Source organism: Microbulbifer hainanensis, from assembly GCF_014904735.1.
Taxonomy (GTDB): domain Bacteria; phylum Pseudomonadota; class Gammaproteobacteria; order Pseudomonadales; family Cellvibrionaceae; genus Microbulbifer; species Microbulbifer hainanensis.
In genome coordinates this window covers 187,803-206,465 of record NZ_JACZCR010000033.1, presented here as the reverse complement: position 1 = coordinate 206,465, position 18,663 = coordinate 187,803, and the positions used below count along the sequence as shown (strand labels likewise).

Sequence of the window (18,663 nt, the reverse complement as noted above, 5' to 3'; positions counted from 1 at the left end):
CTTGCCGCTGTTAAAATCCCAATAAGTCTAAGTTAGATCGGTACGGCCGCCTTGAAACATTAACTTTCGGGCTTGAATTTTCCACCTTCTGATCTGGTTGCGCTCGCTGAAGATACTCCAACTTATGTAAATAGGCGTTTCTGGTGCCCTGATTTTCTGCCAATAAAAATGCCTCACGAAAATCCTCTCGCGATCCTTCCATATCTCCCATGCGATATTTAGTCAGAGCCATCAGAAAGTGGAAACGGTGATCGTCCTCGTACTGCCGTAGAGCATGCTTAAGCTGTTTTTTTGCCAGCGGATAATCTCCGTGCTCATAGGCCGTTCGGGCCTGGTAATAGAGGTAATAGGGATTGCGCTCGCGGTGATAGCGCGCCCGCTCAGCGTATTCATCGGCCAGTACAATACGGCCACTACTACGGTACAGGCGTTCAAGATTACTGATCGCCACGAGGTGGCCGGAGTTTAACGCCAGGGCCTGTCGGTAACTCTGCTCCGCTTCATCCCTGTACCCGAGTCGACTATAGAGTGACCCCAGGTTAGACCAGAGATCGCTGCCGCCGGGCCGCAATTGCAGCGCCTTACGCAGATAGAGAAATGCCTCTTCACTCCTGTCGTGACGCATCAGTTCCACACCGCGATTACTGTAGTACTGCGCCAGCGCCTCGGTATCCGTGAGCTTTATCTGGTCGTAGACGGGATCGTAGGCCGCGAGATTGAAGTCGACCACGCGACGCCCGCGCGAGCTCTCCGACACCATATTGATATGCCGGTAAATCACGAACGACTGCGGTTCGTCCTGCCCCCAGACCGGCGGGACGTCCACTTGATTGAAATAGGCATCAGCGCCAAGTTCCCGGGCCATGGCGACCATCATCAGGGTGAACGCCATGCAGTTGCCGCGTCGTTCGGCATAGGTTTCACTGGCTGTCAGCGTGCTCTCGGAATCGTAATCGACATGGAATTCGCGCGCTTCAAAGGCGCGGATCAGCGCCGCCAGGCGCTGGTCGGGGCGCCTGCCCGGGGCGATTGTTGCCAGATAGGCGCGCAACTGCGGCGTCAGTGTCAAAGGCTGATCATCGGGTAGCCGCGCCGGATCGAGCGGACGCCCGAGTATGGCCTCGCCACTAATTGCCGCCCCGATGTCGGGCGGGGGCACCCTGGTAGGCGCCGTGGTGCAGGCGCCCAGCATCAGGCAGAGCGCCACAACAATTGGGGTTTTCATCGTTATTATCCCCTGCAGGCAGTGTTCACTACAGGATTTACCACTTATTCCCTCCAATGTGAACCCCTTTGGCGCGGACGTCCTGTTTCACCTGTAACGATTCGCCTGCCAAACATACAACTGTTACACTGCGAAGGTTCGATCCGGGAGATCTCGCCGCGACCGGCACTTGTCCAAATTTGGCAGGATGCCACCCCGGCGCGGTAAATATCATTGCCATTTTTGCCGGTCTGCAGTTTGGCTGGATCTCTCGAAAAACAATGACTGGCGGAGGATCAGGCGCGCACTTCACATCGCGAGTATATTTTTGGCGGACCTTACTACCGCCGCCTGTACCTTGCAGGGCCGCGCCGCGAAGCAGCGCCTGGCAACTCCGGTAACTGGGGGAGCTGCCGCCGGGCATGTTCCACTAGAGCGATAACAACTGGAAATTCAGCTTATGACGTCGAAAACATACCAAAACAGCGACGGCTTTTTCGGGCATCCCAAGGGCCTCTCGACCCTGTTCTTCACCGAGATGTGGGAGCGGATGAGTTACTACGGCATGCGCGCACTGCTCGTGTTGTTCATGACTGCAAGTTTGCAGGAAGAAGGACTCGCCTTTACTGTGGCCGCGGCAACAGCGATCTACGGTCTCTACACTGGTGCAGTTTATTTTCTCGGCCTGCCCGGCGGCTGGATTGCTGACCGCCTCATAGGCGGCCAGCGTGCCGTCTTCTACGGCGGCGTCGTTATTATGTGCGGCCATATCGTGCTCGCGATCCCCAATGACGGCACCTTCTTCGTTGGCCTGATCCTGGTCGCCTCCGGTACCGGTCTGCTGAAACCGAACATCAGCGCCCTGGTCGGCCACCTGTACCAGCAGGAAGACGTGCGCCGGGACAGCGGATACGCCCTGTATTACATGGGTATCAATATCGGCTCCTTTATCGGCTACACCATCTGTGGCTACTTTGGTGAGAATGTCGGCTGGCACTGGGGCTTCGGCGCCGCTGCCGTGGGTATGGCCGTCGGCCTGATCCAGTATCGCAAGACTATCCACAACCTGGGCGATGCCAGCCTGCTGCCGGAGAACCCGATGGCGCCGGAAAAGGCCAAGGTCGCCTGGCGCGTCATTGGCGCGATGCTGGTCGTAGTAGCCGTGATCACCGGCCTGGCACTGTCAGATATGATCACCATCAACCCGGTGGTCGTGGCCCAGTATGTGGCCGTAGCCTTCACCCTGATGTTCTTTGCCTACTATGGCTTCATCTATTTTGGTGGCGATCTGAGCCCTGCGGAAAAAAAGAAACTGTGGGCACTGTTCCTGGTCTGTCTCGCTTCGGCCTGTTTCTGGTCCGGCTTCGAGCAGGCGGGCTCTTCCCTGAACCTGTTCGGGCGCGACTACACCGATCGCCTGCTTGGCAGCTTCCAGTTCCCGGCCTCCTGGTTCCAGAATGCCAACCCGATGTTCATCGTACTGCTGTCGCCCTTCTTTGCGGCACTGTGGGTGAACCTGGGCAAGCGCATGATCTCGCCGTCCTACAGCATCAAGTGTGCAATCGGCCTGATCATCATGGCGTCCGGTTTTATCGTCATGTTCTTCGCTGCCCAATATGCGGCAGCTGGTCTCAAAGTAGCCCCTTACTGGCTGATCACCACTTACTTCCTGCACACCGTCGGCGAGCTCTGCCTGAGCCCGGTTGCACTGAGTGCAGTCAGCAAGCTGTCGCCGCGTCGTTTCGCCGGCCAGATGATGGGTGTATTCGTACTGACCTATTCCATCGGCAACATTATTTCCGGCCTGTTGGCAGGTAACTTCGATCCGAATAATATCGAAGAGCTCCCCAACCTGTATCTGCAAATCAGCCTGTTCAGTATCGGTATCGGTATCATCATCGCGCTGATCAGCTTCAGATCTAAAATCTGGGAAAACGGTGGCGAAGCCCCCGCTGCCCCGGAAGTCGAAGCGAAAACTGCCTGATCGCACTTTCGCTTATGCCCGGCCAACGGGTGTTAACGACATAAAAAAGGCCGCTGTTTCCAGCGGCCTTTTTCGTTACCCCAAACTCCAACCCGGAGCGCAAGTTCCTAGCCTCCGAACAGCAGCCCGCTATTCAGCCAGATAAACCGCACGCCGATGACCAGCAACAGTCCGGCAAAGCATTTTTTCAGTAGCTTTGGAGACAACCGGTGCGCAAGCAGGGCACCGAGGCGCGCAAACAGCGCGCTCGTCAGTACGATTCCGAAGAACGCCGGCCAGTAGATATAGCCGGTGGTCCATGCCGGCAACAGGGAATCGCCCCAACCCTGCACAGCGAAACTGAAGGCACCGGCAATCGCAATCGGCAGGCCACAGGCAGCAGAGGTGGCTACCGCGCGCTGGATCTGTACGCGACAGCGGGACAGGAAGGGCACCGTCAGCGAACCGCCGCCAATACCGAAAATGGCCGATCCCCAGCCGATAAACGCCCCCGCAGCAGCCAGCCCCGGTCCTCCCGGCACGCGAGCTTCATCTGCCGGCAGGTCGGCATGACGCTGGCTACTCAACGCCATTCTGGCGGCTATCACCAGCGCGAATATGCCGATCAGTAACTGCAACCAGGGGCCGGGAAGTAAGTGGGCGGTCACCCCGCCGAACCAGGAACCTATCAGGATACCCGGCGCCATGGCCTTGAAGATGGACCAGTTCACGGCCCCCTTGAGGTGATGCGTGCGAATTGAGCTGAGCGAGGTGATAACAATCGTCGCCAGTGACGTAGCCACAGCCATCTGGGTAAGGATCTCCGCAGATATGCCCAGTGCGGCAAAGACCATGACCAGTGCCGGCACAATGATCAGACCACCGCCGACGCCGAACAGACCCGCAATGGTGCCGGCCACCGCACCGACCAACAGATAGATGAGTAGTGTTTCCAAAATTGCCCCCGAATAAAAAAACGGTGGCCACGCCACCGTTCTTATTTCCTTTCAACTGTATACGGGAAAACCGCTCGCCGATTAACCGGATCAGTCGCCCTTGTCGATCTGAAGCCAGTCGAACCCTTCCTGCTGACAGGCGAAGAGGCAATTGGCTACACGCCCCGCCGCATCCGCCAGCGCAGTGCGCGCCAGTTCGACCGTATTGTTCTTTTCGCTGATATGGGCAACCACCAGGTGCTGTAGCTGTTCGTAGCCAACCCGCTGCAGGAATCCCGCCGCCTGCTGATTACTGAGGTGTCCGTAGGCCCCGCCGACGCGCCGTTTCAGCGACGGAGGATAGGGCCCCTGTGCCAGCATCTGTGGATCGTGATTGGCTTCGAGCACCAGCGCATCACAGCCGCTGAAGTGCTCCTCGACGTGGGGAGTCACCGTGCCCAGATCTGTCAGTATACCCAGGCTGGCGCCGCGGCTGCGAAAAACGAATTGCGCGGCCTCGCGCGCATCGTGGGGCACCGCCACCGGTGTTACCTGGATATCCGCCACCGCAAACGGCTGGTGCCCTTCGATCAGGCGGACTTCCGGCAGTTTACCGATATCACGCGCGCGCAGGGTGCCCGGGGTCAGATAGACCGGAATCCCGTACTTGCGCGCAAGCGGCGCCACACCGGAGAGGTGGTCGCTGTGTTCATGGGTGACGAGGATTGCACTCAGGTCGGCAGGAGAAAGACCGAGCCGCGCCATACGCCGCTCGGTCTCCTTAATGGTAAAACCGCAGTCCACCAGCAGGCAGTGGCCGCCACTGGCGACCAGGGTGCCATTGCCCTTGCTGCCACTCCCCAGGGAAGCGAAGCGCAGCGTCATCAGATCAGGTTCTGGCGAATCGCCATCAACATCTCTGCGGCCTTGGTGCGGGACAGGCGCTGTCCGCGGCTATTGCGCACGCGCACTTCGATGGAGTCGTTGGTGCCGTGCAGTATCACCAGGTAGCCAGGGTATTCTGTCGCCGGTGCGCCACCGACGCCCGGGATATCCTTGAACAGTTCCGCATCGCCCTTGTTGCTGGTGTCGATATTGGCCAGCACCTGCTGGATCGTCACCTTGTCGGCGGACTCTGCCAGTTCGTCCTCGCCTTTTTTGTTTTTACCCCAGGAGAACCAGCCGCCGTCATCCTCGTCGGAAAGCTCGCGCTTCTCATCGTAGGTGACATAGAAGATACCGATATCCGAATCTTCTTTGTGCAAGCGGTAGGCACCGACGTTGAGGGCGTGGGCAACCGTTGCCCAGGCGCGATCCATCGCCAGGTTCATGGAAATGTACGGTTCTTTACCGGCGGGTTCCTGCACCCGCACCTTCACGGAACCGCCGCCGATGGCCTGCGCGACCAGGGATGCCGCCGCACCGGAAGACTCTGCGGCCAGGGCGCTGGACATTTCATCGATCATCCAGTCTTCCCGCTCGGGGCTGGTAGACTGATCCGGCCACTGCACAGGACCGCTTACTTTCCTGTCGATGGGCACGGAGAAGTGGCGCACATGGACTTCAGTGGTATCCGGCTGCACTCCATCTTCCACCCGCAGGCGGTATTTGTCTTTGGTGGTAGGGCTGTCACCGAAGGTCAGCCAGCGGGTCTCCATGATACCGGCCGAGGCATCGGAGCTCTCCAGTTGCAGGCCGGAAGTACGCAGGAAATAGTGCAGCTGCGGCCAGACTTCCGCCGGCGGCTGGGATACCAGTACCCAGCGGCGATTGCCCAGCTTCTGGATTTTCACCCGATCCATACCGGCGTTGACGGACAGAGCCTGAGGGCGCGGCACTTCAAAGTCGCCGCGATCCACACTTCCACTGCTGACATGGGGAATTTCGTAAAGCTCTTCCTGGCGTTTCTCACTGACACCCGGGGGCATCCGCAGGGGCGGCAGGCTGTCTGCCATCTGATAGTCGTCGCTGCGATCGCGGAAATAGCCTTCTTTGCCAAAGACGCCGCACCCGCTCAGCGCGACACTGGCGATACAGAGCGCGGCTCCAGCAGTCAGTTTTGTCATTATTGGATCCCTAGTTAATTCTCAGGTTGCGGGCTCACAGCACTCCGGCAGTACGCAAGGCCTCGCGCACGGTGGCGTGGTGAATACTGGAAAGTGGAGTCAGTGGCAGGCGAATGCCGCCTTCAATCCGCCCCATTTCTTTGAGCGCCCATTTCACCGGTATCGGGTTGGACTCCAAAAACAGCACTTTGTGCAATATCTGGATGCGCTGATCGATGGCACGCGCGGTCTCCGCGTCGCCTGCCAGGGCCGCCTCGCACATCTGCGCCACGGCAGCAGGTGCCACATTCGCGGTCACGCTGATATTGCCACGCCCGCCCATTAACATCAGGTCGAGGGCGGTAGCGTCGTCACCGGAGTAAATGGCGAAATCTTTCGGCAGGCTATCGAGCAGGATGCGGGCTCGCTCCATATCGCCGGTCGCCTCTTTGATCCCGACGATATTGCCGATCGCTGCCAGGCGCTGCACGGTTTCCGGCAGCATGTCCACGGCCGTGCGCCCGGGCACATTGTAGAGAATCTGCGGGATGGAGACGGCCTTGGCCACGGTCTTGTAGTGCTGGAACAGGCCTTCCTGGGTGGGCTTATTGTAGTAGGGCGTCACCAGCAGGCAGGCATCGGCGCCACATTTGGCCGCCGTTTCGGTGAGTTCGATCGCTTCGGTGGTGGAGTTTGCGCCGGTACCGGCGATGACCGGAATGCGCCCGGCAACCTGGTCTACCACGCGGCGGATCACTTCCAGGTGCTCGTTGACGTTGAGCGTCGCGGATTCCCCGGTCGTGCCAACGGCCACCAGCGCGCGGGTGCCCTGCTCAATGTGCCACTCCACCAGGTTGTGCAGACTGTCCCAGTCGAGGCTGCCGTCTGCATACATTGGGGTAGCCAGCGCCACCATACTGCCGGAAAACATCCTAACTCCTTAACTTTTGCACTTATCCCGGAACGCCAGGCCCCTTGTGAAACCGGAGAGCGCCCGAAAAAGGAACCGGTATGTTACTGAGGGCGCCGGGTCTATGCCAGATCTAATAATTTGCTCACTTTTTAACCGGTTTTTTGCGTTTCTTTTTCTTCTTTTTCCGCACACCTTCGTAAATATTTTCCGCACCCTCGGGGCGGGTTTTGAAGCGCCGGTGCACCCACATGTATTGGTCCGGGTTCTCGCGCATCCGGGCTTCGACAAACTGATTGACCAGAATTGCGTCCTGCAGTTCGTCGCCGGAGGGAATTTCGTCGATCGGCGGGTAGACTTTCATCTGGTAGCCACCGGCGCCCTCCAGCCGTGTCACTGTATAGGGCACTACTTGCGCGCGGCCGACGCGGGCGAAACGCGAAGTACCGGTCACTGTGGCCGCGGGCTGGCCGAACAGCGGCGCGAATACCCCCTGCTTGATGCCGTAATCCTGGTCCGGTGCATACCAGACGGCACGTCCGCGCTGCAGGGCGCGCAGCATGCCACGCACATCCTTGCGCTGGTAGACCTCGGAATCCTCGCCGTGGCGCTCGCGCCCCTTGCGCTGCATATAGTCGTAGACCGGGTTCTTGTGGGGCCGGTACATGCCATCCACCTTGTGGCACATGGCCATAAAGGCCGCGCCAATCTCCAGCGTGGTGAAATGCATCGCCATCAGCACCACGCCCTGTCCCCGCGCCTGTGGCGCCTGCAGGTGCTCGAGCCCCTCCACGGTCAGGCGCTTGCGCAACCAACCGCTGCTGCGGAACCAGGCCATACCGGTTTCCATCAGCGCGATGCCGTTGGACTCGAAGTTGCGGCGCAGCAGCGCGGCACGCTCGTCGTCATTCATTTCCGGGAAGCACAGCGCCAGGTTGCGCTCGGCAATAGTTCGGCGGCTCGGCGCGACCCGCAGCATCAGCCGACCGACGAGTCGACCCAATCCGAGCTGCCAGCGGTACGGCAGCTGCGCTACTAAGAACCAGAGGCCGAACAGCAGCCAAGTAGGCCAGTAGCGGGGATGCAGGAGTTCAGCGCGAAAACGGGGTTTTTCCATCGGAGATTATCTGGACGCGGTGGCGGTCGAAAGCGGCGCATTATAGCGGTGCGGCGGTCAAACCGATACCAGTGGCGCCGGGTCCGCGAACAGCATTTGTCCACACATCTACGCAGGGACTGCCGGGAAGAGCCGCGGCCGGGATTGCCGGCCCGAGTTATTGGTCGCCGAGCCTCATGCGCCCTGAACGGGCAATAAGGTTCGGCGGAAAGGACTCTATTCAGTGACGCAGGAGCGTATCCAGCTCATCCACTGCCTCGCACCAGTCGGAATCGTCCTGGATGGCTTCTTCGAGAAACTCCCGCTGACCGTCGGACCAGAAAGGGGCCCGAGCCAGCTTCTGGTCGCCTTCCAGATGGTGGAGGGCGAGAAACTCGTCGATGGCGGCATCCTCGGTGGGCAGCCCCAGCTGGGCAAAGAGATCGTTCAGAGAGTGAAAGCCGGTGGTTTCCATTTCAACAATTGCTCCGGAAATCGTGACCTTGCCGTGGGGCCGGCAAGAAAAACCAATGGGACAAGTATAGTTGGCCCGGCTCTGGCGAACGGCCGGGGCCAGGCCCCTCCAGCTGACTGAAAAAATGCCGACAGTCACCGGGCTGGAGGTATCCCCGGTCACTGCCGGCAGTGAATCAGAGCTCGGTTTCCAGTTCTGCGCGCAGTTGTGGCTCAGCTGACTCTCCGCGCAAGCGCTGTACATAGGCATCGACGGTGTAATCGCGCCCGAGGAAATCCCGCACCAGTTCCGCGGCGGGCTTCAGGCCACCGGCGGCCAGTACCCGATCCCGGTACTCCGCCGCCACCTGCTTGTTGCGCAGCCCCTCGCGCTCAAACCGGCTGAACATGTCCTGGGCAATGGCCAGTGACCATTGATAGGTGTAGTAATTGGATCCGTAACCGTCGAGGTGCCCGAAGCTGGTATAGAAATGCGTATCCGGTATCGGGGGAAATGGCGAATACTTTTCCGCCGTCTCCGCGGCGACCACATCCAGGTCGAACTTCGTCGGGGCGCCGCTGTACAGGTTGTAAGACAGCGCCGCGAAATTCAGCTGACGGGCGGTGTTGCTGGCCAGGGCGAAATCCCGCGCGGCGTACATCTTGTCGAACAGCGCATCCGGCAAGACCTCGCCCTCGCCGTTGATCGCAAACGACTGCAGCGTGGGCTTGTCCCAGATCCACTCTTCCAGCATCTGCGAGGGTGCTTCGACAAAATCCCACTCGGTGGCGATACCGGATATACCCGCCCAGCGCTGATGGCCACCGAACATCGCGTGTATCAGGTGGCCGAATTCATGCAGGAAGGTCTCGACCTGGGTGAACTCCATCAGCTCCGCCGGATCTTTTTCTCCGGGGAAATTACACACCAGTGCCGCGACCGGTTGCTGCTGGCCCTCGATGCCGATCTGAATCGGGAAAGCCGCCGCGTGCTGGTACTTGCCTTCGCGCGGGTGCATATCGAGGAAGAAGCGCCCCACCAGGGTATCGCCGGACCACATTTCGTAGGCCTCGACACTCGGGTGCCAGACCGCGGTATCCCAGGGTTTGAACTGCACGTCAAACAGGTCGCTGACAAGCCCGAAAATACCATCGCGCACCTGGCCGTACGCGAAGTACTGGCGCAGCTCGCGGGAATCCACGTCATATTTTTGCTGGCGGATTTTTTCTTTCAGGTAGCGAGTCTGCCACTGCTGCACCACATCGGCATCCGGATTGATTTCACGCAGGCGGGCCAGCAACTGGCGCCGGTCCGCCGCGACGCCGTCGCGCACCTGCTCCGACAACAAATCGATGAACTCCCGGACTGCGCGGCCATTGCCGACCATTTTGCCGGCGGTATAGAGGTCGGCAAAATTATCGAAGCCCAGCAACTGCGCCTTCTCGTAGCGCTTCTGCAACAGCTTTTCCAATACTGCCTTGTTCTGTGGATAAGCGCGGTTCTGGAACGCCGTATAGAGTTCGCGGCGCAGCGCGTCGTCTTCGGCGTAATCGGCGACGGGAAACAGGTCGGGGTAGCGGGTGGTGATGGTAACCAGACCGTCCTCACCGGCGGGATGCGCGGCGATATAGTCTTCCGGCAGCCCCGCAAGGCGCTCAGGTTCCACTTTGATCGAACGCACATCATCGCGGATATTGCGCGCGAACTCCTGCCCGGTGGCGAGGATTTCCTCGCTCAGGGTTTTCAGTTTGGCGCGCACCTCTTCGCTCTTGTCCACGCCGTTGAGCCGGAGATCCTGCAGGTTTTTTTCGACATAGCGGCGGGAGTCGTCCGCCAGTCCGCCTTTACTGAGTGCCAGCGCACGATCGTACAGCGGCCGGGACATATTCGTGTCTGTGGCAATCTGGTTCAGTGACTGCACACAGTCGGTCGCCGTCTCTCGCAGTTTTTCGTCGGGGTGGACCTCTTCCAGCGTCGAAGTCATCCACAGCGCATCGACCAGCTGCACTTCAAAACGGTTCACCCGGGGCAGGAAAGCCTCTTCGGTATAGGGCGGTTCGGCCTTTTCCAGGGTCTGCAGCGATGCCTGCAATTCGCTGAATTGCTGCTCGCAATGCGCCTTCAGTTGTTCGGCGGTAATGCTGTCAAAAGGAGGGAGAGAAGATGTCTCGGGTGCGGCCGACGCCGGGGCGGCGACCACATCCTGAGTCTGTTGCGCAGAGTCTTTTCCGCAGCCAGCCAACACCAGCGACAGGGCAATCGCGGTCGAGGTGGCGATACATCCGGGGGCAAATCGGGTCATGGGTACACTCCTGTGTATTTTTGTTTTACCTCCTGGAATCATCCACTGCGCCGGGCAGTCTCAACCACCCATCCGACAAACCATCTCCCGGCTGAATCCCGCGAGCCATTGCGCGAAATCGCTAGGGCGCGGGATTGGGATCTCCCGAGTGTATCGCTTCGATCGCCTCGAGCAAACCCGGCTGCAGCTGCAGGTCGGCGCTGGCTATATTCTGGCGCAGCTGCGGCATAGTGGTCGCGCCGATGATGTTCGAGGTCACGAATGGCTGGCGGTTTACAAACGCCAGTGCCATTTGCGCGGGATCCAGGCCGTGATCGCGGGCCAGGGCAACATACTTTGCAGTTGCCTCGATGGCGCGCTCCCCGGTGTAGCGCTGGAAGCGCTCGAACAGGGTCAGGCGCGCGCCGGCCGGCTTCTGTCCGCCGAGATATTTGCCGGACAGGACCCCGAACCCCAGCGGTGAATAGGCCAGCAGACCACACTGTTCGCGGATTGCCATCTCCGCACAGCCCACTTCAAACGTCCGGTTCAGCAGGCTGTAGGGGTTCTGGATCGAAACAATCCGCGGCTTGCCCTGCCCTTCCGCCAGGCGCAGGTATTCGTGCATGCCCCACGCTGTCTCGTTAGACAGACCGATATGGCGCACCTTGCCGGCTTTCACCAGCGCCTCCAGTGCGTCCAGGGATTCAGCAATGGCGATGCCCTCTTCGCCACCATGCTCGTAGCCAAGGCGGCCGAAGAAGTTGGTCTGGCGCTCCGGCCAGTGCACCTGGTACAGGTCGATGTAGTCGGTGCGCAGGCGCCGCAGGGAGTCATCGCAGGCCTTGAAAATCTGCTCGCGATTCAAGCGCGGCCCCCCGCGAACATGGGCGACGCCGGGATTTGAGTCGCCGCGACCGGTCACCTTGGTGGCCAACACGACTTTGTCCCGGAGGCCCCGCGCCGCCAGCCAGTTACCAATATACGCTTCTGTGTGCCCCTGGGTTTCCGGGCGCGGCGGGACCGGGTACATCTCCGCGCAGTCGATAAAGTTCACCCCGTGATCGACGGCGTAATCCAGCTGTTCAAATGCTTCCGCTTCACTGTTCTGTTCGCCATAGGTCATGGTGCCCAGGCAAATTAGGCTGACTTCAAGATCGGTTTTGCCGAGCTGGCGGTATTCCATGGAGAGACTCCTGCGGGCCAAAAACGGCCATTATGCAGGGAGAGGGGAAGGAGTTGTAGGCGCGGCGCTTTAGTGAGTATTGTCCGCTAGAGGAATTCGGGGCGGCCCCGCCGTCAGGAGCCGCCCGCTCAACAGCCTTATCGGCAATTATTTCGCGAGCGCCTCTCGACAGCGGCGCCTTGGCTTCGGGTTTCGGAGTTCTGCTCTGCCCCTAAATCCCGCCGATTACTTGAAATCAGCCTCAACGATCGGGCTGGTATCCGCATCGTAGTCGACACCGTCGATCCCGAAACCGAACAGCTTGAGGAAGTCGGCCTGGTAACCCTTGTAGTCGGTCAGGTCGAACAGGTTTTCCTCGGTCACTTCCGGCCACAGTTTTTCGATCTTGGCCTGGGTATCGGGGCGCAGTTCCTTGTCGTCCATGCGGAAACGGTTGCTGTCGTCCAGGCGAGGGCTGTCGGTGTACAGACCCTCGGTGTAGAGGCGGTACAGCTGCTCGATACAACCCTCGTGGGTGCCCTCTTCTTTCATCACCTTGTAGACCAGGGAGATGTACAGCGGCATCACCGGAATCGCAGAGCTGGACTGAGTTACCAGTGCCTTCAGCACTGCCACGTTAGCGTCGGCTTCGCCGCTGCCGGTAATGGCCTTGGCGGCGCGGTCCAGGTCTTCCTTGGCCTTGCCGATGGTGGCATGACCGTAGATCGGCCAGGTCAGCTTTTCACCGATATAGGTATAGGCCACGGTCTTGCAATTATCGGCCAGGACTCCAGCGTCCTTGAGCGCGTCCATCCACAGTTCCCAGTCCTCGCCGCCCATGACCTTGACGGTCGCCGCGATTTCTTCGTCGTTGGCCGGCTCGACGGTGATATCGGAAATTTCGAGCTTGTCGGTATTCAGGTTCTTGGCCGTATAGCCCTCACCGATCGGCTTCAGCACGGAGCTGTACAGCTCGCCAGTTTTCGGGTCGGTGCGGCGCGGAGAGGCCAGGCTGTAGACCACCAGGTCCACCTTGCCCATATCCGCCTTGATCATGTCGATGGCCTTGGCCTTGATCTCGTCAGAAAACGCATCGCCGTTGATACTCTTGGCATAGAGACCAGCCTTGTCCGCCTCTTCTTCAAAGGCGGCGGAATTGTAGTAACCGGCGGACGCGGTGCGCTTCTCGGTCGGCGGCTTCTCGAAGAAAACGCCCAGGGTCTTGGCGCCACAGCCGAAAGCCGCGGTGATGCGCGAAGCCAGGCCGTAGCCAGTAGAGGCACCCACTACCAGTACGTTTTTCGGGCCGTTTTCGATCGCCGGCTGGGATTTGATGTAGTCGATCTGCTCGCGCACATTGGCGGCGCAGCCCTGCGGGTGGGCGTTGGTACAGATAAAGCCCCGCACTTTCGGCTGGATAATCATGCCTTGCGTTCTCTCTCTTCGCGGTTGAGATACGGTCGCCGGCCCTTACTGGGCCCACGGCGCACCGTGGTTAATCGGTCACATTGGGCGCCCATTCTAAGGACGAATGCAGCCCAGTCCATAGGCATGGCGCACACAGCGCAGATTTCATGTCCAGAATATCCCGGCGGGCGGCCAAAGCGGCCGGAATCCACCAGCTGCCGCCCTATGCAGGGGCACAAGCACGCCGGGAGTGCGTGTTAGCAAGCCAAGGATCCCGCCTGTTGGCGCCAGATCCCCGGATTTCGCCGCAATTTTTGTAACGTCACATTGGCACACTAAGTGCACCAACCCCGGTAGGGGCCGCGCATTCCGCACTGCCCCAATATCGCTACGGAAAGCGACGCTCTCTAAGCACATGATAGAGAGTCTTCAACCCAGGTAAGGCTAAGAGTCTTCAACCCATGCAAGGCGAGACGCCTTCAAAACAGGCAAGACCAAGAGGTAAGCATGAAATACTACTCACGTCACTTCGTAAAACCCGGCGATCTCAATCCGGCACAACGGCTGTTCGGTGGCCAGCTTCTGGCGTGGATAGACGAGGAAGCGGCGATTTTCGCCGGCTGCCAGATGGGCACGCCGATGGTGGTCACCAAACTGATGTCGGAAATCGACTTCGTCAGCTCTGCATTCTGTGGCGATGTGGTGGAATTCGGTTTCGAGGTCGTGGAGATCGGACGCTCCTCACTGACCGTACACTGCGAGGTGCGCAACAAACAGACTCAGGAACTGATCATACAGGTCGAACGGATCGTGTTTGTCGCCCTGGACGCCGAAGGCAAGCCGACACCGCACAAAAAAGCCGGCATGACGATCGAAGAGGCGCGACTGGCAACCCAGCACGAGCGAGAACTGCGGGAGCAGCGACTGGCCAGTTAATTCGGATTCGGGGCGGGCTGTACTCCCGCCCCGCTGATCACTCGGCGGTATAATCGAAAATTTCCAGCAGATTACCGCCAACCATGTTCAAACTGAGATTCACCACCCCCAGCTCCTGGACCGAACCGGTTCTCGCCGATTTCAATCGCTTCCTGCAGGATCACGCCGCCGCCGAAAAAAAAGCCTCCGGCATGGCCGTGTCGATGTTCTCCCACTACCCGGACAAACCGCTGCTGGTGGAGGCTATGGTGAACCTGGCACTGGAAGAGATGAACCACTTTCGCCAGGTGATCAAGCTGATGCACGAGCGCGGCATTTTCCAGGCACCGGATGAAAAAGATCCCTATATCAACCAGATCCGCGCGCTGATCCGCCGCGGGCCCGACGAGTACCTGCTCGACCGGCTGCTGACCGCCGCTATTATCGAGGCGCGCGGCTGCGAGCGCTTTGGACTGGTCGCAGATGCCCTGCCGGAGGGTGCACTTAAAACCTTTTACCGGGTCATCACCGAAAGCGAGGCGCGCCACCACGAACTGTTCGTGGAACTTGCGCTGGAATACTTTTCAAAATCCACGGTGGAGTCACGACTCGACCAGTTGCTCGACGCGGAAGCGGCGATCGCCGCAGAACTGCCCCACCGCGCCGCGCTGCACTGATATCGCAGGAAAAATACCTGCGCCCACGGGGAAAGCCGAGTTGCGGTCCTACACGACCGGCCCGGTCAGCGCGACAGCTCACCAAAGTGCTGGCTGCTTTTGAAGCGGATTACGAAAAGGCCTGATCAGGCCGTCGCGGGTGCCGGCCGCGGTCGATACAGGGTGCCGAACAGCCAGTCGCCGATGGGATAGGTGATATTGAAGTTGCAGTGGTGCATCAGGTGCGGATCGTGATGCTGCGTGTGCAGGCGGCGCAGGGCAGCCATGCCCGACAGCTGCCCGATCCATGAGCTTTCACTGGTGTGATAAGCGAAGTGCAGCAACTCGTAATTCAGGAAATAGCCAAACACCGTGGCGATATACAGCCAGGCCACATTCGGCCCCAGCAGCCAGCCCACCAATAGTGCCGACGGCACCACAGTCGCAGCCAGAAAGAACACCACCAGCACCGGCGGAAACAGCACCGCATGAAAATCGCGGCTATTGCCGAAAGCCATGGCATCGTGATGGAAGAAGCGGTGATGGCGCAACGTGTGGCGGCGGTACACAGCGCCGAGCCAACGGCGGCGATGGTGCATCGGGCCCCGGTGCCCCCAGTACTCCATCAGGTTCGTGTACAGGAAGGCCACGGGGACCGTCAGCCATTCATACCAGGCTGGTTCGTGCAAATGCCCGATGGCAAAGGCGCACACTGCCAGGCTAACGCTGACGGTAAACGCCAGGTGTAGCCAGCCGTTGTAACCGCGGCCGATAAAGCGGGCGCGGTAACGCCGGCGGTAGGATTCAGTCGACGCGAATTTTCTGTCCGCTGTCATCGTCGCCACTCTCTTCCGTTGAGGTCGCCGCTCAGCCGACCGATGCCGTCAGCGCAACAGCAACAGCGGCTGTTTGGTATTGAGCAACATTTTCGCAGTAATGCTGCCCATCAGCAGGTCGCGCAGCCGGTTGTGGCTGAACGCACCCATTACCGTCAAGTCGATGTCATGCTCGCGCTGGTATTCAATCAGCGCCTCCACCGTTTTGCCGCCCAGGTGATTGGCGGTCACCTCGATACCGGCCTTGCGCAATTCACCACCGGCTTCCGCCAACAGTGACTCGGCCTTGTCCGGATCGCCCACGTACACGAGGTGGCAGGACACCTCACGGAACAGCGGGCTGGATGCCACCATCGCCAGTGCCTTGCGCGCCGCCTCGCTGCCGTCAAAAGCCAGCATCACATTGCGCGGGGTCTCAAAATCTTGATTCACCACCAGGATCGGCTTGTGCAGGGAACGCACCACAGTTTCCAGCTGCGTACCCAGGCCGACCAGGGAATCCCCGTGCTCTTCGCCGCGAATGCCCAGCACCAGCACGCGGATATCGTCTTCCAGTTCGATCAGGGTATCGCTGAGACTATCGTGGCGCTGGCAGGTCTCCACCTGCTGCACACCGGCCATCTCCGCGCGCTCCCGCGCTGCCTGTAGCATCAATTTGCCCTGCTGCACCATCAGGCGCGCTCGCTGCTCTTCAAGGGAAGTAAGCTCCTCGAGCAATTCTTCCTGGCTACCGAGACCGATACTGCCGGTCAGGTCAGCCACTGCGGGCACATTGCCCCGCTCGATATTGTGCAGCAGCTTCAGTGGCGCACCGGTCGCCGAGGCAATCCAGGCCGCGTAGTCGCACACCGCACTGGTATAGCGTGAGCCGTCGATACAAGAGAGCACCACCGGCTGTGTATGCTTGCTGTGACCATTCATTGTTTTATTGTTGCTTTTATCGTCACTCATCAGTGCCCTCCGAGGACCCGCTCAATTTCTTCCGGCTTGTCGTGTATCCCGAAGCGGTCGACGATGGTCTCACTCGCTCCGTGCAAGCCGATCAGTTCCACTTGCGCCCCATCGCGGCGGAATTTCACCACCACTTTATCCAGTGCGTAGACTGCCGAAACATCCCAGAAGTGGGCCCGCTCCAGATCGATCACCACTTTGTCCACCACCTCTTTGAAATCAAAGGCGGCGACAAACTTATCGGCGGAGTTGAAAAACACCTGCCCAACCACTTTATAGGTGCGGCAGCTCTGGGTTTCATCCAGCTCCGATGCCACGTACATGAAGTGGCCGACCTTGTTGGCAAAAAACAGCGAAGCCAGCAGTACGCCGACCAATACACCATAGGCCAGATTATGTGTCCACACTACCACAATCACCGTGGCCAGCATCACTATGTTGGTCGACAGCGGGTGCCTTTTCAGGTTGCGGATGGAGTCCCAATTAAAGGTACCGATGGACACCATGATCATCACGGCCACCAGCGCCGCCATCGGGATAACCGCAACCCAGTCACTCAGGAATACCACCAGGGTCAGCAGGCCGACGCCGGCCACCAGAGTGGACAGGCGGCCGCGGCCACCGGATTTTACGTTGATCACCGACTGCCCGATCATCGCGCAGCCCGCCATGCCGCCCAGCATGCCAGCAGCAATATTGGCTACGCCCTGGCCCTTGCACTCCCGGTTCTTGTCGCTGCCGGTATCCGTAAGGTCATCGACGATAGTCGCGGTCATCAGGGACTCGAGCAGGCCCACCACCGCGAGCGCAGCGGAGTAAGGAAAGATAATCTTCAGCGTCTCAAAGTTGAACGGCACATCCGGCCACAGGAATATTGGCAGTGTGTCCGGCAGTTCGCCCATATCGCCGACGGTGTGGATGTTCATCCCCATCGCCACGGCCACAAACGTCAGCACCAGAATACACACCAGCGGTGACGGCAGCAGCTTGCCGATCACCGGGACATAGGGGAACAGGTAGATGATACCGAGCCCCGCCGCGGTCATTGCATAAACCTGCCAGCCGGCGCCGACCAGTTCCGGCAACTGCGCCATAAAGATCAGGATCGCCAGCGCGTTGACGAAGCCGGTCACCACCGCCCGCGACACAAAGCTCATCAGGCTGCCCAGTTTCAAGTAACCGGCGCATATCTGCAGAGCGCCCGTCAGCAGCGTCGCCGCCAGCAGGTACTGCAGTCCGTGCTCTCTCACCAGAGTCACCATCACCAGTGCCATGGCCCCGGTTGCCGCCGAGATCATACCCGGGCGGCCGCCGACGAATGCTGTCACCACCGCAATACAGAAAGACGCGTACAGGCCGACCCGCGGATCCACGCCAGCGATGATGGAAAAGGCGATGGCCTCGGGGATCAGCGCCATGGCGACCACGAGACCCGCGAGCACGTCGCGGCGAATGTTGCCGAACCAGTCGGCTTTGGTAGAGGAGAGCAGCATAGAGAGGGTATACCCGCTGGGAGCGTCCAAAATTGGTCAAAAAAAGGGCGCGCACTCTACCACGCCGACCGGTTGCATTCACCCCCGAGCCCCCTGTCCGCCCGCCCGGACAGGCGGACAGCGGACACTCCGCGCGGACACATGGCGCGGACACCGGCACCAGGAGAAGTCAAAAAAATCTATATTTTTCAATGAGTTGCAACAAAAGCAAAAACTGGCACAGGCCTTGCTCTGATAGCAGTCAACGGACCGGCAATCCCGCCTTTCGCCAGTGCATCCAAACCGCTGCCTCGCAGCGTCACAGGAACGATAGGCGGGGGACGCCAATAACAATGATGAGTGATGGAATTTT

Annotated in this window: 16 protein-coding genes; 3 read left to right on the top strand and 13 right to left on the bottom strand. The window is 59.7% G+C overall.

Annotated features, from left to right (window positions below; translation table 11 throughout):
• Positions 1-10 precede the first annotated feature (10 nt).
• On the bottom strand, positions 11-1,225 hold the full coding sequence (locus IG168_RS14215) for a tetratricopeptide repeat protein (protein ID WP_193165069.1): 1,215 nt from the start codon (positions 1,223-1,225) through the stop codon (positions 11-13).
• 439 nt (positions 1,226-1,664) lie between these two features.
• On the opposite strand from IG168_RS14215, the gene IG168_RS14210 reads away from it, so the two are divergent.
• Positions 1,665-3,188, top strand: a complete 1,524-nt coding sequence (locus tag IG168_RS14210; RefSeq protein ID WP_193165068.1) for a peptide MFS transporter — start codon at positions 1,665-1,667, stop codon at positions 3,186-3,188.
• Positions 3,189-3,295: 107 nt separating this feature from the next.
• On the opposite strand, the gene IG168_RS14205 is transcribed toward IG168_RS14210, so the two are convergent.
• From IG168_RS14205 to fabV, 9 genes are all read right to left on the bottom strand, one after another.
• The gene (locus tag IG168_RS14205) at positions 3,296-4,123 is read right to left on the bottom strand and encodes a sulfite exporter TauE/SafE family protein (RefSeq protein ID WP_193165067.1); all 828 of its coding nucleotides are present in this window, start codon (positions 4,121-4,123) and stop codon (positions 3,296-3,298) included.
• Positions 4,124-4,213: 90 nt separating this feature from the next.
• On the bottom strand, positions 4,214-4,987 hold the full coding sequence (locus tag IG168_RS14200) for an MBL fold metallo-hydrolase (protein ID WP_193165066.1): 774 nt from the start codon (positions 4,985-4,987) through the stop codon (positions 4,214-4,216).
• On the bottom strand, positions 4,987-6,168 hold the full coding sequence (bamC, locus tag IG168_RS14195) for an outer membrane protein assembly factor BamC (RefSeq protein WP_193165065.1): 1,182 nt from the start codon (positions 6,166-6,168) through the stop codon (positions 4,987-4,989). Before bamC ends, IG168_RS14200 begins: the two co-directional genes overlap by 1 nt.
• Before the next feature lie 34 nt (positions 6,169-6,202).
• Positions 6,203-7,078: a 4-hydroxy-tetrahydrodipicolinate synthase gene (gene dapA, locus IG168_RS14190; protein WP_193165064.1), complete on the bottom strand. Its 876-nt coding sequence runs from the start codon at positions 7,076-7,078 to the stop codon at positions 6,203-6,205.
• 124 nt (positions 7,079-7,202) lie between these two features.
• Positions 7,203-8,174, bottom strand: coding sequence for an LpxL/LpxP family Kdo(2)-lipid IV(A) lauroyl/palmitoleoyl acyltransferase (gene lpxL, locus IG168_RS14185; RefSeq protein ID WP_193165063.1), 972 nt, complete (start codon positions 8,172-8,174; stop codon positions 7,203-7,205).
• Positions 8,175-8,394: 220 nt separating this feature from the next.
• Positions 8,395-8,628 (bottom strand): DUF2789 domain-containing protein, encoded by a 234-nt coding sequence (locus IG168_RS14180; RefSeq protein ID WP_193165062.1) that lies wholly within the window; start codon positions 8,626-8,628, stop codon positions 8,395-8,397.
• 175 nt (positions 8,629-8,803) lie between these two features.
• On the bottom strand, positions 8,804-10,909 hold the full coding sequence (locus tag IG168_RS14175) for a M3 family metallopeptidase (protein WP_193165061.1): 2,106 nt from the start codon (positions 10,907-10,909) through the stop codon (positions 8,804-8,806).
• Between the two features lie 121 nt (positions 10,910-11,030).
• Positions 11,031-12,074, bottom strand: a complete 1,044-nt coding sequence (locus tag IG168_RS14170; RefSeq protein ID WP_193165060.1) for an NADP(H)-dependent aldo-keto reductase — start codon at positions 12,072-12,074, stop codon at positions 11,031-11,033.
• Between the two features lie 225 nt (positions 12,075-12,299).
• Complete coding sequence (fabV, locus tag IG168_RS14165; RefSeq protein WP_193165059.1) at positions 12,300-13,478, bottom strand: enoyl-ACP reductase FabV; 1,179 nt, start codon at positions 13,476-13,478, stop codon at positions 12,300-12,302.
• A 489-nt stretch (positions 13,479-13,967) separates the two neighbouring features.
• On the opposite strand from fabV, the gene IG168_RS14160 reads away from it, so the two are divergent.
• Together IG168_RS14160 and miaE are read left to right on the top strand one after the other, a co-directional pair.
• On the top strand, positions 13,968-14,396 hold the full coding sequence (locus tag IG168_RS14160; protein ID WP_193165058.1) for an acyl-CoA thioesterase: 429 nt from the start codon (positions 13,968-13,970) through the stop codon (positions 14,394-14,396).
• A gap of 83 nt (positions 14,397-14,479) precedes the next feature.
• Positions 14,480-15,052: a tRNA-(ms[2]io[6]A)-hydroxylase gene (miaE, locus tag IG168_RS14155; RefSeq protein WP_193165057.1), complete on the top strand. Its 573-nt coding sequence runs from the start codon at positions 14,480-14,482 to the stop codon at positions 15,050-15,052.
• 125 nt (positions 15,053-15,177) lie between these two features.
• Here miaE and IG168_RS14150 read toward each other — a convergent pair whose 3' ends face one another.
• The 3 genes from IG168_RS14150 to IG168_RS14140 are packed head-to-tail and all read right to left on the bottom strand — an operon-like array spanning position 15,178 to position 18,311.
• The gene (locus tag IG168_RS14150) at positions 15,178-15,867 is read right to left on the bottom strand and encodes a sterol desaturase family protein (RefSeq protein ID WP_193165056.1); all 690 of its coding nucleotides are present in this window, start codon (positions 15,865-15,867) and stop codon (positions 15,178-15,180) included.
• Between the two features lie 48 nt (positions 15,868-15,915).
• Positions 15,916-16,818, bottom strand: a complete 903-nt coding sequence (locus IG168_RS14145; protein ID WP_226876978.1) for a universal stress protein — start codon at positions 16,816-16,818, stop codon at positions 15,916-15,918.
• Positions 16,818-18,311 carry a SulP family inorganic anion transporter gene (locus IG168_RS14140; protein ID WP_193165055.1) on the bottom strand — a complete coding sequence of 498 codons (1,494 nt, stop codon included), beginning with the start codon at positions 18,309-18,311 and terminating at the stop codon, positions 16,818-16,820. The genes IG168_RS14145 and IG168_RS14140 overlap by 1 nt, the downstream gene beginning before the upstream one ends.
• Between the last annotated feature and the right edge of the window lie 352 nt (positions 18,312-18,663).

Excerpts from the sequence above, each read along its gene's own strand:
- IG168_RS14140 (WP_193165055.1), bottom strand. The coding sequence starts at position 18,311 with ATGCTGCTCTCCTCTACCAAAGCCGACTGGTTCGGCAACATTCGCCGC.
- IG168_RS14215 (WP_193165069.1), bottom strand. The coding sequence starts at position 1,225 with ATGAAAACCCCAATTGTTGTGGCGCTCTGCCTGATGCTGGGCGCCTGC.
- IG168_RS14180 (WP_193165062.1), bottom strand. The coding sequence starts at position 8,628 with ATGGAAACCACCGGCTTTCACTCTCTGAACGATCTCTTTGCCCAGCTG.
- bamC (WP_193165065.1), bottom strand. The coding sequence starts at position 6,168 with ATGACAAAACTGACTGCTGGAGCCGCGCTCTGTATCGCCAGTGTCGCG.
- IG168_RS14200 (WP_193165066.1), bottom strand. The coding sequence starts at position 4,987 with ATGACGCTGCGCTTCGCTTCCCTGGGGAGTGGCAGCAAGGGCAATGGC.
- IG168_RS14175 (WP_193165061.1), bottom strand. The coding sequence starts at position 10,909 with ATGACCCGATTTGCCCCCGGATGTATCGCCACCTCGACCGCGATTGCC.
- lpxL (WP_193165063.1), bottom strand. The coding sequence starts at position 8,174 with ATGGAAAAACCCCGTTTTCGCGCTGAACTCCTGCATCCCCGCTACTGG.
- IG168_RS14160 (WP_193165058.1), top strand. The coding sequence starts at position 13,968 with ATGAAATACTACTCACGTCACTTCGTAAAACCCGGCGATCTCAATCCG.
- miaE (WP_193165057.1), top strand. The coding sequence starts at position 14,480 with ATGTTCAAACTGAGATTCACCACCCCCAGCTCCTGGACCGAACCGGTT.
- dapA (WP_193165064.1), bottom strand. The coding sequence starts at position 7,078 with ATGTTTTCCGGCAGTATGGTGGCGCTGGCTACCCCAATGTATGCAGAC.
- fabV (WP_193165059.1), bottom strand. The coding sequence starts at position 13,478 with ATGATTATCCAGCCGAAAGTGCGGGGCTTTATCTGTACCAACGCCCAC.
- IG168_RS14150 (WP_193165056.1), bottom strand. The coding sequence starts at position 15,867 with ATGACAGCGGACAGAAAATTCGCGTCGACTGAATCCTACCGCCGGCGT.
- IG168_RS14170 (WP_193165060.1), bottom strand. The coding sequence starts at position 12,074 with ATGGAATACCGCCAGCTCGGCAAAACCGATCTTGAAGTCAGCCTAATT.
- IG168_RS14145 (WP_226876978.1), bottom strand. The coding sequence starts at position 16,818 with ATGAGTGACGATAAAAGCAACAATAAAACAATGAATGGTCACAGCAAG.
- IG168_RS14210 (WP_193165068.1), top strand. The coding sequence starts at position 1,665 with ATGACGTCGAAAACATACCAAAACAGCGACGGCTTTTTCGGGCATCCC.